This window comes from Bradyrhizobium sp. IAR9 (genome assembly GCF_013408065.1).
Taxonomy (GTDB): domain Bacteria; phylum Pseudomonadota; class Alphaproteobacteria; order Rhizobiales; family Xanthobacteraceae; genus Bradyrhizobium.
This window is the reverse complement of sequence record NZ_JACBZW010000011.1, coordinates 92591-105401: the sequence shown is the minus strand read 5'-3', so window position 1 is coordinate 105401 and position 12811 is coordinate 92591. Positions and strand designations below refer to the sequence as shown.

The 12811-nt window shown below is 64.0% G+C and carries 11 protein-coding genes; 3 read left to right on the top strand and 8 right to left on the bottom strand.

Annotated elements, in window-relative coordinates:
- Positions 1 to 14 precede the first annotated feature (14 nt).
- The 8 genes from GGD67_RS26490 to GGD67_RS26455 form a co-directional block, all read right to left on the bottom strand.
- Positions 15 to 869, bottom strand: a complete 855-nt coding sequence (locus tag GGD67_RS26490) for a protein-glutamate O-methyltransferase CheR (RefSeq protein ID WP_018317049.1) — start codon at positions 867 to 869, stop codon at positions 15 to 17.
- Positions 870 to 1004: 135 nt separating this feature from the next.
- Positions 1005 to 2810 (bottom strand): methyl-accepting chemotaxis protein, encoded by a 1806-nt coding sequence (locus GGD67_RS26485; protein WP_179736940.1) that lies wholly within the window; start codon positions 2808 to 2810, stop codon positions 1005 to 1007.
- Positions 2811 to 2871: 61 nt separating this feature from the next.
- Positions 2872 to 3360, bottom strand: coding sequence for a chemotaxis protein CheW (locus GGD67_RS26480; protein WP_038949575.1), 489 nt, complete (start codon positions 3358 to 3360; stop codon positions 2872 to 2874).
- A gap of 62 nt (positions 3361 to 3422) precedes the next feature.
- Positions 3423 to 5120: a methyl-accepting chemotaxis protein gene (locus GGD67_RS26475; protein ID WP_179736938.1), complete on the bottom strand. Its 1698-nt coding sequence runs from the start codon at positions 5118 to 5120 to the stop codon at positions 3423 to 3425.
- A gap of 37 nt (positions 5121 to 5157) precedes the next feature.
- Positions 5158 to 5619, bottom strand: a complete 462-nt coding sequence (locus tag GGD67_RS26470) for a chemotaxis protein CheW (protein WP_177237422.1) — start codon at positions 5617 to 5619, stop codon at positions 5158 to 5160.
- Positions 5619 to 7694 carry a chemotaxis protein CheA gene (locus GGD67_RS26465; protein WP_179736936.1) on the bottom strand — a complete coding sequence of 692 codons (2076 nt, stop codon included), beginning with the start codon at positions 7692 to 7694 and terminating at the stop codon, positions 5619 to 5621. The genes GGD67_RS26470 and GGD67_RS26465 overlap by 1 nt, the downstream gene beginning before the upstream one ends.
- Positions 7691 to 8056: a response regulator gene (locus GGD67_RS26460; RefSeq protein ID WP_018317043.1), complete on the bottom strand. Its 366-nt coding sequence runs from the start codon at positions 8054 to 8056 to the stop codon at positions 7691 to 7693. Before GGD67_RS26460 ends, GGD67_RS26465 begins: the two co-directional genes overlap by 4 nt.
- The gene (locus GGD67_RS26455; RefSeq protein WP_018317042.1) at positions 8056 to 8379 is read right to left on the bottom strand and encodes a lipid asymmetry maintenance protein MlaB; all 324 of its coding nucleotides are present in this window, start codon (positions 8377 to 8379) and stop codon (positions 8056 to 8058) included. Before GGD67_RS26455 ends, GGD67_RS26460 begins: the two co-directional genes overlap by 1 nt.
- A gap of 271 nt (positions 8380 to 8650) precedes the next feature.
- On the opposite strand from GGD67_RS26455, the gene GGD67_RS26450 reads away from it, so the two are divergent.
- From GGD67_RS26450 to GGD67_RS26440, 3 genes are all read left to right on the top strand, one after another.
- Complete coding sequence (locus tag GGD67_RS26450) at positions 8651 to 9775, top strand: HD domain-containing phosphohydrolase (RefSeq protein WP_092261682.1); 1125 nt, start codon at positions 8651 to 8653, stop codon at positions 9773 to 9775.
- A 186-nt stretch (positions 9776 to 9961) separates the two neighbouring features.
- Positions 9962 to 10630: a hypothetical protein gene (locus tag GGD67_RS26445; RefSeq protein ID WP_179736934.1), complete on the top strand. Its 669-nt coding sequence runs from the start codon at positions 9962 to 9964 to the stop codon at positions 10628 to 10630.
- Positions 10631 to 10650: 20 nt separating this feature from the next.
- Entirely contained in the window at positions 10651 to 12801 is a 2151-nt protein-coding gene (locus GGD67_RS26440; protein WP_179736932.1) for an adenylate/guanylate cyclase domain-containing protein, read from the top strand.
- Positions 12802 to 12811 lie beyond the last annotated feature (10 nt).

Below are 12811 nucleotides of genomic sequence, written 5' to 3'. Positions count from 1 at the left end.
TGGTTGCGCTCCGGCTAGACCTGGAAAATGGTTGGCTGAACCTGCTTCAGCCCGGGCACGGCACTGTGAATCATCGATTCCGAATGTCCGACCAGCAAATAGCCGCCCGGACGCAAATGGCTGCACAATTGCTCGACCACCTTGCGCTGGGTCTCGCGCTCGAAATAGATCAGGACGTTGCGGCAGAAGATGATGTCGACGTCGCGATCGACCGGATAGGACTTGTCCATGAGGTTCATCCTCATGAAATGTGTCGCGCGCCGCAGCTCGGGTACGACCCGCACCTCACCGCGCGACTTGTCCCGCGACGTCGAGAAATATCGTTTCACGAAATGCTCGGGCACCGGGCCGAGCACGTCGCGCGTGTAGATCGCCGTCTTGGCGAGGCGCAGCACCGCGGTCGAGATGTCGGTCCCGAGGATGCGGTACTGGAAGCGCGAGCCGTTCCGCGTCATGTCGTCCAGCACCATCGCGGTGGTGTAGGCCTCCATGCCGGTGGAGCTCGCCGAGCTCCAGATCTTCAGGTTCGCGTTCTTGCGTCCATGCGACTTGAGCAGGCCGGGGATCGCGACGTCGCGCATGAAGGTGAAGTGCTGCGGCTCGCGGAAGAAGTCGGTCTTGTTGGTCGTCACCACATCGATGAGATGGGTGAGCTCGGTATCGAAATGATCCGCCTCGAACAGGTTCTCGACATATTCGTTGAGACCGGTAAAGTTGAGCGCGCGCACGCGCTTGTGCAGCCGCCCCTCCAGCATCAGCCGCTTGCCCTGCGGCAGCTTGATGCCGACCTGGCCCTCGATCAGTTCGGCGATGGTGCGGAAATGGCGGTCCGACAGATGCACGGCCGTATCCTGTACGGCGGGCATCATGGCCGCCGGCCCCGGTCCGCGACGGCCACCTGCACTGAATGTCGGGCCGTATGGGCCATCTCGAATCCTACGCGTTTAAACAACCGATGAAAGAAGACCGGTCCACCGTCCATGGCAGACCGGCCCGCAAAAATCCTAGCGCTGAAAATCGGCGTCCCGATCATCCTCGCCGTCATGCATGTCGAACGCAAAGCCGCCGCCACCAGCAACCTTCACGGCGCGCGCCGGCCTGGCCTGCACGACCTTTTTCGCCGGACGCTCGGCAGCCGCCATGGTGGCCGCCTTGGCGCGCAACTGGCTCACCGCCCGGTCGATCGGCGCCGACGCCTGGCTCTTGGCGCCGTGCTCGATGCGGAAATAGGCGATGGTGGATTGAAGCTGTTCGGCCTGCGAAGCGAGCTCCTCCGAGGTCGAGGACACCTGCTCGGACGCGCTGGCGTTCTGCTGACCGACCTTGTCGAGCTGCTGGATCGCCTGGTTGATCTGGGCCGAGCCGACGTCCTGCTCGCGGCAGGCCGCGGTGATCTCCTCGACGAGCTCGGCGGTCCTCTTGATGTCAGGGACGAGCTTGGAGAGCATCGCGCCGGCCTCCTGTGCCACCTTGACGGTGTCGGCCGAGAGCGTGCCGATCTCGGCCGCGGCAGCCTGGCTGCGCTCGGCGAGCTTGCGCACTTCGGAGGCGACCACCGCAAAGCCCTTGCCGTGCTCGCCGGCACGCGCGGCCTCGACCGCGGCGTTGAGCGCGAGCAGATCGGTCTGGCGTGCGATCTCCTGCACGATCGTGATCTTCTCGGCGATGGTCTGCATCGCGTTGACGGCGCGGCCGACCGCGGCACCGCTGGCTTCGGCGTCCTTTGCCGACTGCGCGGCGATCTTCTCAGTCTGGTTGGCGTTATCGGCGTTCTGCTTCACGTTGGAGGCCATCTCCTCCATCGAGGAGGAGGCTTCCTCCGCGGACGAGGCCTGCTCGGTCGCGCCCTGCGACAGCTGCTCGGCGCTCGCGGAGAGCTCCTGGCTGCCGGCCGAGACGTTCTGCGCCGCCGTCAGCGCTTCGGACACGATCTGGCGAAGCTTCTCCACCATGCGCTCGAGCGCGAGGCCCAGCGTGTCCTTGTCCGACAGCGGCTTGGCTTCGATCGTGAGGTTGCCCTGCGCGATCTCGTTGGCGACGGCCGCGGTGGCGTTCAGATTGGCGGTCATCGCGTTCAGGGATTTCACGAGATCGCCGATCTCGTCGTTGCTGGAAGCATCGATCTTGTGGCTGAGATCACCGATCGCGACGGCATCCGCCAGCCCGACCGCCTTGGCGAGGGACCGGCTGATATTGATCGAGATCCAGACTGCGCCAATCGCGGCAACGATGAGCGAGACGATGACGAGGACGATCAGAACCAACTGGGCACGGCGGCTGTCTTCGTTGGACTGCACAGCCTGCTCGGCCATCTGCCTCTTCGTATTGGCGACATAGGCTCCCATCGCCTCCGTCGCATCCGCAACCACCTTGCGCCCGTCGCCCATCGAGCGCTCGGTGGCCTTGGTCTTATCGGTCTTTGCCAGCCTGATCGTCTCTTCCTGATAGACGTTCATTCTGGCGTAGGCGCTGGCGAAGTTGTCGAGCAGCTTCTTGCCGCCTTCGCTGGCCATCGCATAGACCTCGTCCCTGATCTTCATGGCCTCATCGCGGAGCTTGGCCGCGTTCACCGCGAATTCCTCGGCCTCGCTTGCCGTTCCAAGAATTGCGTTCTTTTCCGCCCTGACCTGCTGCCAGATGATCTTTTCGACCTCGGCTGCTTTCTCCATCCGCTTGGCGCGAAGCACCATGGAATCTGCTGTCGCGGCCATGTCGGACAGCTTCATGTAGCTCACGGCGCCTGCTACCATGAACAGAAGAATGACGACGCCAAACGCGCTGGCGAGCTTGGCTTTGACGGTGAATCTCATTTTCAGTCTCGTTGGTTCGAATTGGGGGGCTTACGCGTGACCACGCTTCACTCTCGCAAACTCAGGCGGCGCGCGGCGCATCTGTAGCCGTGTCGCGGCCTTCCGGAACTTCGTCATTGGCCATCAGCTTGGCGAGATCGAAGATCACGACAAACTTCTCGCCCTTGCGGCCGATGCCGGCGGCATAGTCCGATTGCCATTTCCCGCCGACCTCTGGCACGGGCTCGATCGCCTGCTCGTCGATGTCCGTGACCTCGAACACGCAGTCGGCGACGAAGCCGACGCCGACCAGACGGTCCTTCATCGGCACATCGAGGATGATGATGCGGGTCGCCTCGGTGGCGGCCACGCTGGGCAGGCCGAGCTTGTTCCTGAGATCGACGATCGGATAGCCGCTGCCGCGCACGTCGATCATGCCGAGCAGAAAGTTCGGCGCGTGCGGAAGCCGCGAGATCGGCCGCATGTCGAGAATTTCCCGGACGTTGCGGATGCTGATGCCGAACGTCTCGCCGGCGAGCCCGAGCGTCAGATATTGCGAGGTTGCGGCCATGATGCAGTCCAGGATTCCCGGTTGGAAATGGGTACGGTCCGGCACAAGGCCGGACCGGTTGATCAGCGTTGGAACTCGGCGTCGCGGTCGTCTTCGCCGTCATTCATGTCGAAGGCGAAGCCGCCGCCACCGGCGACCTTCATCGCACGTGCCGGCTTGCGGACAGGCGCCGGCTTCTTCATGCCGCGATCGGCGGCCGCCATGTGCGCTGCCTTGGCCCGGAGCTGACCGACGGCGCGGTCGATCGGCTCGGCCGCGGCCTTCTCCTTGCGCGTGGCATGCTCGATCCGGAAGAACGAGATGGTGGACTGCAGCTGCTCGGCTTGCGAAGCGAGCTCCTCCGAGGTCGAGGACACCTGCTCGGAGGCGCTGGCGTTCTGCTGGCCGACCTTGTCGAGCTGCTGGATCGCCTGGTTGATCTGGGCCGAGCCGACGTCCTGCTCACGGCAGGCCGCGGTGATCTCCTGCACCAGCTCGGCGGTCTTCTTGATGTCGGGCACGAGCTTGGACAGCATCTGGCCGGCCTCCTGGGCGACCTTCACGCTCTCCGTGGACAGCGTCCCGATGTCGGCCGCGGCGGCCTGGCTGCGCTCGGCAAGCTTGCGCACTTCGGAGGCGACCACCGCAAAGCCCTTGCCGTGCTCGCCTGCGCGAGCGGCTTCCACGGCCGCATTGAGGGCGAGCAGGTCGGTCTGGCGTGCGATCTCCTGCACGATCGTGATCTTCTCGGCGATGGTCTGCATCGCCTCGACGGCACGGCCCACGGCGACACCGCTGGCTTCAGCGTCCTTGGCCGACTGCCCCGCAATCTTCTCGGTCTGGTTGGCGTTGTCGGCATTCTGTTTCACGTTCGAGGCCATCTCCTCCATCGAGGAGGAGGCTTCCTCGGCGGACGAAGCCTGCTCGGTCGCGCCTTGCGAGAGCTGCTCGGCGCTGGCGGACAGCTCCTGGCTTCCGGCGGAGACGTTCTGGGCCGCAGTGATCGCCTCGGCAACGATTTGCCGGAGCTTTTCGACCATTCCGTTCAGCGACCTGACGAGGTCTCCGATCTCGTCGTTGCTCGCCGAGGGAATGGTCTGGCTGAGATCGCCCTCCGCGACCGCACCTGCAAGGCCAACGGCTCTTCCGAGCGAGCGGCTGATCGAGATGGAAATCCAGAGCGCAGCCCCGATTGCAACCGCCAGCGAGATGCCGATCAGCGTCATCAGCAGGAACTGGGCCTGGTGCCCCTCTGCCTTGGACTGGACGGCCTGCTCGGCCATCTGCTTCTTCGTATTGGCGACATAGGCGCCCATGGATTCCATCGCGTCTGCGACGACCTTGCGGCCGTCACCCATCGAGCGCTCCATGGCCTTCGGCTTATCGGTCTTCGCCAGCCGGATCGTTTCTTCCTGGTAGGTATTCATCTTGGCGTATGTGGCTGCAAAGCTGTCGAGCAGCTTCCTGCCGTTCTCGCTCGCCAGCGCGTAGACCTCATCCCTGGTCTTCATCGCTTCCTCGCGAAGCCTGGCGGCATCGGCGGCAAACTGTTCGGCCTGAGCCTCCGTACCGAGCACCGAATTCTTCTCGGCGCGCAGCTGAAGCAGGATGTCCTTTTCGATCTGCGTCGCCTTTTCCATGCGGTTTGCGCGCAGAACCATGCTGTCAGCGGTCGCCATCATGTCGCCGAGCTTCATGTAAGCCACGCCGCCCGCAATCCCGGACAGGACGATGATCACGCCGAACGCACTGGCAAGCTTTGCCTTGACGGTAAATCTCATTTCCAGCCCCTACCCCGGTCTCGCCCGAGACCTCATCTCAATTCAGAATGCGTTCCATGTTCGGAACGATGACGAACTCTTCGCGCCACTTCGCGATGAAGCGGATGAACTCCGGCTTCCAGTGCATGCCGACGCGCGGCGTCTGCTGCACGTCGGTCTGGGAAATCTCCGTGACCTCGTAGACCTTGTCGGCGGTGACGCCGACCAGAACCGGCTCGCCATCGAGCTCGAGCTCGATCACCACGATGCGCGTATCGGCCGAATCCTCGAGCTGCGGCATGCCGAAGCGGATGCGCAGGTCGGCGAGCGGAATGACGTTTCCGCGCACGTTGATCACGCTGGGAACGAAGGCGCGCGCGCCTGCCACCTTGGTGACGGGGACGGGATCGATGATCTCGCGCACGAGGCCGGCGTCGAGCGCGAACTTCTCCTCGCCAAGGCCGATCATCACGACCTGCATCGCGTCAGCCTGCCGTTCGCCGGCCAAACTATCGTTCATCACGCCGCCTCGCTGATATGCTGCTTCTCGACCTTCGACTGCGCCAACGCGACGAGCTGCGCGACGTCGAGGATCAATGCCGCCGTGCCATCGCCCAGGATGGTCGCGCCCGAGAACATCGTGACATCCGAATGCAGCTTTGAGAGCGACTTGATCACGGTCTGGTGGTTGCCGATGATCTGGTCGGCGACGAGACCGACGTGAGTCTCGCCGGTCGAGATGATGATCGTCTTCTGATGACGGTCGGGCGTGCCCGATGCCGTCATGATCTCGCGCAGCCGGAGGAAGGGCACCAGATTGCCGCGCACGTTGAGGAAATTGCGACCGCGCGAGCGCTCGTCCTCGGCGGTCAGCTCGATGCATTCCTCGACCGCGGACAGCGGAATGATGTAGCGACCCTCGCCGACGCGGATCAGAAGACCTTCGATGATCGCCAGAGTCAGCGGCAGGCGCAGCGTCACCGTGGTGCCCTGGCCCGGCCGGGTCGACAGGTCGATCGAGCCACGCATGTTCTCGATGGTACGCTTGACCACGTCCATGCCGACGCCGCGGCCTGATAGCGCCGAGATGGTCTGCGCAGTCGAGAAGCCGGGATGGAACAGGAACTGATGGACCTCGTGATCGGTGAGCACGGCGCCAGTCGCGATCAGCCCCTGCTCTTCGGCTTTCGCACGGATGCGCGCGGTGTTGAGGCCACCGCCATTGTCCTTCACGGTGACGAGCACCTGCGCACCGGAATGGACGGCGGCGAGCTCGATACGGCCCTGCTCGGACTTGCCATTGGCCGAGCGGGTCGCGGTATCCTCGATGCCGTGATCGATGGCGTTGCGGATCAGATGCACCAGCGGATCCGCCAGGCACTCGATCATGGTCTTGTCGAGCTCGGTATCTTCGCCCGAGGTGACGAATTCGACGGGCTTGGACAGATCCCGCGACAGATCATGCACGAGGCGGCGGAAGCGGCCGAACAGCGATCCGATCGGCACCATGCGCGCACCCATCGTGGTATCGCGCAAGGAGGAGGCGAGGCGCTCGATCTCCTCGGCGATCATCTTGATCGAGAGGTCGGAGCCGGAGGCGGCGAGCTGGGTCAGCCGCGCCTGGGCGATGACGAGCTCGCCAACGCGGTCCATCAGCTCGTCGAGACGCTCGGCCTGGACGCGGACGGTGGCAATGCCGCGATCGTCGCGCTTGGCCTCGAGCTTCGGTTCAGGCTTGGATTCGGATTTCGGCTCTGCCTTTGCGACCGCCTGCTCTGCGACGGGCGCCGCAGCAGCCTCGACCGGCGGCGCAGGCATTTCGGCCACCGGGGCCAGCTCCTCGTCGAGGAGCTGGAACAGCGGTGCCGGCGCAGGCGCTTCGACATGCTCCAAAGGCGACAGCGTCAGCTTCATCTCGTCCTGGACGAACATGAAGACGTCGTCGATCGCATCCTTGTCGCAGGCCGCGTGCAGCTTGACGTCCCACTTCAGATAGCAGTCTTCCGGCTCCATCTCGTCGAGGAACGGGACGCCGTCGGTAACGGGCACGACGAAGCAGGGGCCGAGCTTGCAGAGGTCTTCCAGCAGGTCGAGCGGGTTCGAACCGTTGCGCAGGATATGGGTTTCGAATTCCAGATAGAGGTGCCAGCCGGCCTGCTTGGTCCCGGCGGGAGCCAGCGGCGGCGCTTCGGCAATCTCCATCACCGCTGCAACAGGCTGGTCGGCCGAGACGAAGCGCTTGAGGTCGTCGAGAATGGCCTCGCCAATGATGTCGTCGGTCGACTGGGGATCTTCGATCAACGCGCGGATGTAGTCCTTGGCCGCGAGCGCGACCGAGATCAGCTCCTGGGTCGGCTTGATCTCGCCCTTGCGGACGCGGTCGAAGGCGGTCTCGAATTCGTGGGTGAAGGAGGCGACCTTGTCGAAGCCGAACATGGCGCCCGAGCCCTTGATCGTATGCAGGGCGCGGAAGGCGGAATCGACCAGTTCGCGGTCATCGGGACGCTGGCCGAGATCGAGCAAGGCCCCTTCAAGGACTTCGAAGAGCTCGCTGGCTTCCTGACGAAAGACCTCGGTCGGGTCCATTGCGCTCATGCGCGCACCAGCTTGCCGACCACGGCGAGCAACTGCTCAGGCTTGAACGGTTTGGTGATCCAGCCGGTGGCGCCGGCGCTCTTGGCTTCCTGCTTCACCGTGTCGTTGGATTCGGTCGTCAGGAACACGATGGGCATGCCGACCGCACTCGGCAGCTTGCGCAGCGCCCGGATCAGCTCCAGCCCGTTCATGACGGGCATGTTGAGGTCGGTGATCACGAGATCGAGCTTGCCGGCCTGCGCCTTGGCGAGGCCTTGCGCACCGTCGCCGGCCTCGATCACGCTGTGACCGGCCGGCTCGAGCACCACCTTGATCATTTGCCGGATGCTGGGGGAATCGTCGACGGTCAGAATCGTGGCCATTAGGTGCCATCTTTCTTTTGCGGGAAATGCTGATCGATCATCGCCTCGCTGGTGAATCCGGCGCGGCGAAGGGTGTTGCGAAGAGACTGTGAGAATGAGGTCAGCACCACCGGGCGGCCCTGAGCCTGGCCCGTCTTGGCTGTCGACAACAGAAGCTGGATCGAGGTCACGTCGGCCTTGTCGACGCTCGAACAGTCGATCTCGAGCCGCTCCTGGCGGCCGAACGCCTCGCGAATGAGCTCATAGACATTGCGAATGGCCGCGATGCTGCAATCGGCGGGCAACCGCAACGACCACTTTGGCTCCGTGGGATTGAGCGCCATCGCTGCCCCGCCTTTGCTAAAATTCCACTACTCGTTTGACGCGAATCCGGTGAGCAAACTCCTAACGCGGGCATCCGTACAACTACGGGTCACATTCTCGCGGAATTCGCGCAACTGTATGCAGACGTGTACAACCTCCTGAAATCTTTCATGCGCGGCGCGCATATCCGCGGCGCGGGTGCTCCCGTACGGCGCATTTGCTTCGCGTTAAATTCGCTCGGGCTATGGCTTGGGTTCGTGTCTTTGCCAGCGAAGAGAGCCCCGGCCGCCGATGCTGACCCAAGCGCTTCTGGTTGACGACAGCCGTTCCGTCCTCAACTTCCTGAAACGTCACATCGAGGCCGAAGGCCTGGTCGAGGCCACCACCTTCCTCGATCCCGTGGAAGCGTTGACTTGCGCGCGCGAACGCGGCTTCGATCTCGTGCTGGTCGACTACGAGATGCCGCACATGGACGGCATCAGCTTCATCCGCACCTTCCGTGCCCTGCCCGGCTGTGCCGACATCCCGATCGCGATGATCACGTCGCGGCAGACAGATGACGTCAAGATGGAAGCGCTGCAGGCCGGTGCAACCGACTTCCTGCCCAAGCAGCCGCAAAGCGTCGAGATGACGGTGCGCCTGCGGAATTTGATTCAGCTTGGTGCAGCCGTACGCAAGCTCAACGACCGTGCGGCGCATCTGGCCAGCGAAGTCGCAGCCGCGACGCAAAAGCTCGGCGAACGCGAGGAGGAGATCATCCTGCGGCTCGCACTCGCGGTCGAATACCGTGACAACGACACCGGCGAGCACACGCTGCGGGTTGCCCGGTACAGCCGCATCATCGCCGAGCAGCTCGGACTGCCGGCCCGGCTTTGTCGCGACATTTATCTGGCCGCGCCCCTGCATGACGTCGGCAAGGTCGCCATTCCCGACAACATTCTGCTCAAGCCCGGCAGGCTGACCGACGATGAGATGGCGGTGATCCGCACCCATGCAACGATCGGCGAGCGGATCCTGGCGAACTCCGGCTGCGAGCTGATCCAGCTCGGTGCGCAAATTGCCGCAGGCCATCACGAACGCTGGGACGGTGCAGGCTATCCAAACGGTCTGAGGGCAGACGAGATCCCGGTCGCCGCGCGCGTGGTCGCGGTCGCCGACGTCTTCGACGCGCTGACGACGCGACGACCATATAAAGAGCCGATGCCGATCGAGCTGGCTCGCGGCTATTTGGTCGAGAACCAGGGCCGCCAGTTCGATCCGGCCTGCGTCGAGGCTTTCTTGTCGCGCTGGGACGAGGTGGTCGAGATCGCCGCCGGTGAGCGGGCAACGCCATTTCACAAGGCCGAGGCTCCGCTCACTCCGGCCATGGAGGCACCTGCCGAGGGCCGTTCGCCTGAGGTTGTCCCGGCCAGCTGATTTCGCCGTCCGGCCAACAGCTTGGCATCTTCCTTCGTCGGCGATGGCCGGCTTGAACCACTTCCTGCTAGAGTGCACCAATAATCAAAGAGTGATTCTGGTCACACTTGCCTGGGCGCCCCGATGCTAAAAATCGCGCCGGGACGGGGACCAGCAAAGTATCGGTCGAATTGAATGAGAATAGTCATGAGAAGCCTGATCGGCGCTGTTGTCGGCGCGTTCTGTACTGCGGCCCCTGCCTTGGCAGAGACGCCGGCCGCGATCGTCGAGGATGTGCAAGGCAAGGTCGATGGCGTCGAGTTCATGGACTATGTCGCCGCGGGCAAGATCATCAAGCTCGGGCCCAAGGCCAGCATTACGCTCAGCTATCTCAAATCCTGCCTGCGCGAGACCATCAGCGAGGGCGTCGTGCTGGTCGGCGCCGAGCAGAGCACCGTGCAGCTCGGCGACGTGCAGCGTGCCAAGGTGCCCTGTGACACCAAGGCGGCGCAGCTCTCCGAACGCGAGGCGAACCAGAGTGCGGCGACCACGTTCCGGACCATGCGGTCCGATGCCAAGAGCGCACCGTCCAAGCTGCCGACGATTTACGGCGTAGCGCCCCTGATCCAGGCCAAGAGCGGCAGCACGCTGGTGATCGAGCGCACCGACGGCAAGGAACCCACGATCAGCGTGCCGCTCAAGAACGACATCATGATCCGCGGCAAATTCTATGACTTTGCCAAGGCCGGGAAGTCGCTGACCCCAGGCGGCAGCTATCTCGCAAGCCTCGGGGCCAAGCGTTACACCTTCCAGGTCGATGCCAGCGCGACCGCCTCGCCGACCCCGATCATCGGCCGCCTGCTGCGGCTCGAATAAGCAGACCTAGCGACCGGGCGATGCGGCGGATCGGGGGACGGGACATCGTTGCGGCGACCCTGATTGCGCTCGTGACGGGCGCGATCTTCACGTCGCCGCCGCTTCAGACCCTGCAAGGCCTTTCGCTCGACATCCTCACGGCGATGCGCGGGAGGCTTCTCGGCGACAGCCGCGACATCGCGACATCGCCGGTCGTCGTCGTGGCGATCGACAGTGAAACCTACGACACGCCACCGTTCAAGGGATCGCCGACGCAGACCTGGACGCGCGAGATCGGCCGGGTGCTCGGCAGCGTCACCGAAGGCGGCGCCAAGGTGATCGGCTTCGACGTCATCTTTCCGAGCTCGATCGAGCAATCGGAGATTCCTTTTGGCGACACCGCCGTTGGCGGCCGCATGAAGGGATTCGATCGGGATTACTTGATCGCGCTCCGGCAAATCTCCGACAGCGGCAAATTGGTGCTCGGCGAAATCCTGAGCAATGACCATCCGGAAGTGCCCTATCGCGCCCAGCAAGTCGCCGTGCGCAACACCGTGCGGGCGCTCAATGTCCACACCGACCACGACGACGTCATCCGACGGATGCCGCTGAGCTTTGCCATCGAGGGCCGGCCGGTCCCCGCGATGGCGGTCGAGCTCACTGCGCGCGCGACGGGCGCAAAGCCCGAGATTGCGCCCTCTGGCGCGACCGAATTGTCCGGCTATGCGATCCCAAGTGCCGTGCCGAATACATTGACGCTCAACTTCCGAGGGCTGGGACGCGACATCCCGACCTTCTCCTTCGTCGATCTGCGCGCCTGCGTCGAAAAGGGTGACCGCGACTTTTTTCGCCGCGCTTTCGGCGGCAAGGTCGTGCTGCTCGGTACGGTCCTGAATTTCGAGGACCGCAAGCTCACCTCGATGCGCCTCTCCGGCGGGTATGACGGCACGCCGGCGGCACGATGTGCCCTGCCCACGCCGGCAGGCATTGTGCAAAAGTCTCGCAGCGACGTCGCCGGTGTGTTCGTGCACGCCACCGCGGTCCGAAATCTGATCGAGCGCGATGCCGTGACCGAGCTCGGCTTCCCAATGCGGACCATTCTCACGATCGCGTTCGCGGCGATCATCGCCTGTGCGGCCTGCCTGCTCGCACCGAGTGGCGCGCTGCTCACGTGGTCCGCTCTCACCGTCGTTTATGCAGCCATAGCCGTCAGCGCGTTCGTCCATGCCTTGGCGCTGCCGCTGACGGAGCCGGCACTCGCCAGCCTTGCCGCGCTCGCGATCATGATCGGCTACCGATTCATGCTGGCCGATCGCGACGAACGCTTCCTGCGCAAGAGCTTTGCCTTCTACCTCGCGCCCGAGGTCATCGAGACCATGGTCACCTCCGGCAAGATGCCGGCGCTCGGCGGCGAGATGCGCAACGTCACCATGTTCTTCTCCGACCTCAGCGGTTTCTCGTCCATTGCCGAGACCATGACGCCGGGAGAACTGGTGACGCTGATGAACGAATATCTGTCCGCCATGACGGATATCATCGAAGGCCATGGCGGTTACGTCGACAAATATATCGGCGATTCCATCGTCGCGATGTTCGGTGCGCCGGCCGACGATCCCGCACACGCCGCCAACGCCGTTCGCGCCGCGCTGAAGTGCCATGAGAAGCTGGCGGAGCTCAATGCGGGCAATCCCGTCTTCGCCGGTCACGGCCTGTCGCATCGCATCGGGCTCAACAGCGGCGAAGCCGTGGTCGGCAATATCGGCTCGCGCCGCCGCTTCAACTACACCGTGATGAGCGACACCGTGAACGTCGCCTCGCGGCTCGAGGGCGCCAACAAATATTACGGTACCGCGATCATGGCCTCGGAGACGACCATGACGCAGAGCGGCGACGCCTTTGCCTGGCGCGAGCTGGATGCGATCAGGGTGCTGGGGCGCGGCGAAGCCATCAGGGTGTTCGAGCCGCTGGCGGAGAAAGGCGCGGAAGGCGCCGAGCAGGCGAAGGTCGCCGCAGCTTATGCTGAAGGACTGGCGCGCTGGCGCGCGCGGGACTTCGCGAAGGCGGCTGACGCCTTCGGGCAGATGGCGGAGACTGATCCGGCGTCAGCGCTGTTTGCGAAGCGCGCGACGGCATTCACCGCGAATCCACCGCCGCCAGATTGGACCCCGGTCAATACGCTGGAAGGGAAATAGCGACGTCAAC

Bases quoted from the DNA above. Each gene is read 5' to 3' on its own strand.
- GGD67_RS26490 (WP_018317049.1), bottom strand. From the start codon at position 869: ATGATGCCCGCCGTACAGGATACGGCCGTGCATCTGTCGGACCGCCAT.
- GGD67_RS26485 (WP_179736940.1), bottom strand. From the start codon at position 2,810: ATGAGATTCACCGTCAAAGCCAAGCTCGCCAGCGCGTTTGGCGTCGTC.
- GGD67_RS26480 (WP_038949575.1), bottom strand. From the start codon at position 3,360: ATGGCCGCAACCTCGCAATATCTGACGCTCGGGCTCGCCGGCGAGACG.
- GGD67_RS26475 (WP_179736938.1), bottom strand. From the start codon at position 5,120: ATGAGATTTACCGTCAAGGCAAAGCTTGCCAGTGCGTTCGGCGTGATC.
- GGD67_RS26470 (WP_177237422.1), bottom strand. From the start codon at position 5,619: ATGAACGATAGTTTGGCCGGCGAACGGCAGGCTGACGCGATGCAGGTC.
- GGD67_RS26465 (WP_179736936.1), bottom strand. From the start codon at position 7,694: ATGAGCGCAATGGACCCGACCGAGGTCTTTCGTCAGGAAGCCAGCGAG.
- GGD67_RS26460 (WP_018317043.1), bottom strand. From the start codon at position 8,056: ATGGCCACGATTCTGACCGTCGACGATTCCCCCAGCATCCGGCAAATG.
- GGD67_RS26455 (WP_018317042.1), bottom strand. From the start codon at position 8,379: ATGGCGCTCAATCCCACGGAGCCAAAGTGGTCGTTGCGGTTGCCCGCC.
- GGD67_RS26450 (WP_092261682.1), top strand. From the start codon at position 8,651: ATGCTGACCCAAGCGCTTCTGGTTGACGACAGCCGTTCCGTCCTCAAC.
- GGD67_RS26445 (WP_179736934.1), top strand. From the start codon at position 9,962: ATGAGAAGCCTGATCGGCGCTGTTGTCGGCGCGTTCTGTACTGCGGCC.
- GGD67_RS26440 (WP_179736932.1), top strand. From the start codon at position 10,651: ATGCGGCGGATCGGGGGACGGGACATCGTTGCGGCGACCCTGATTGCG.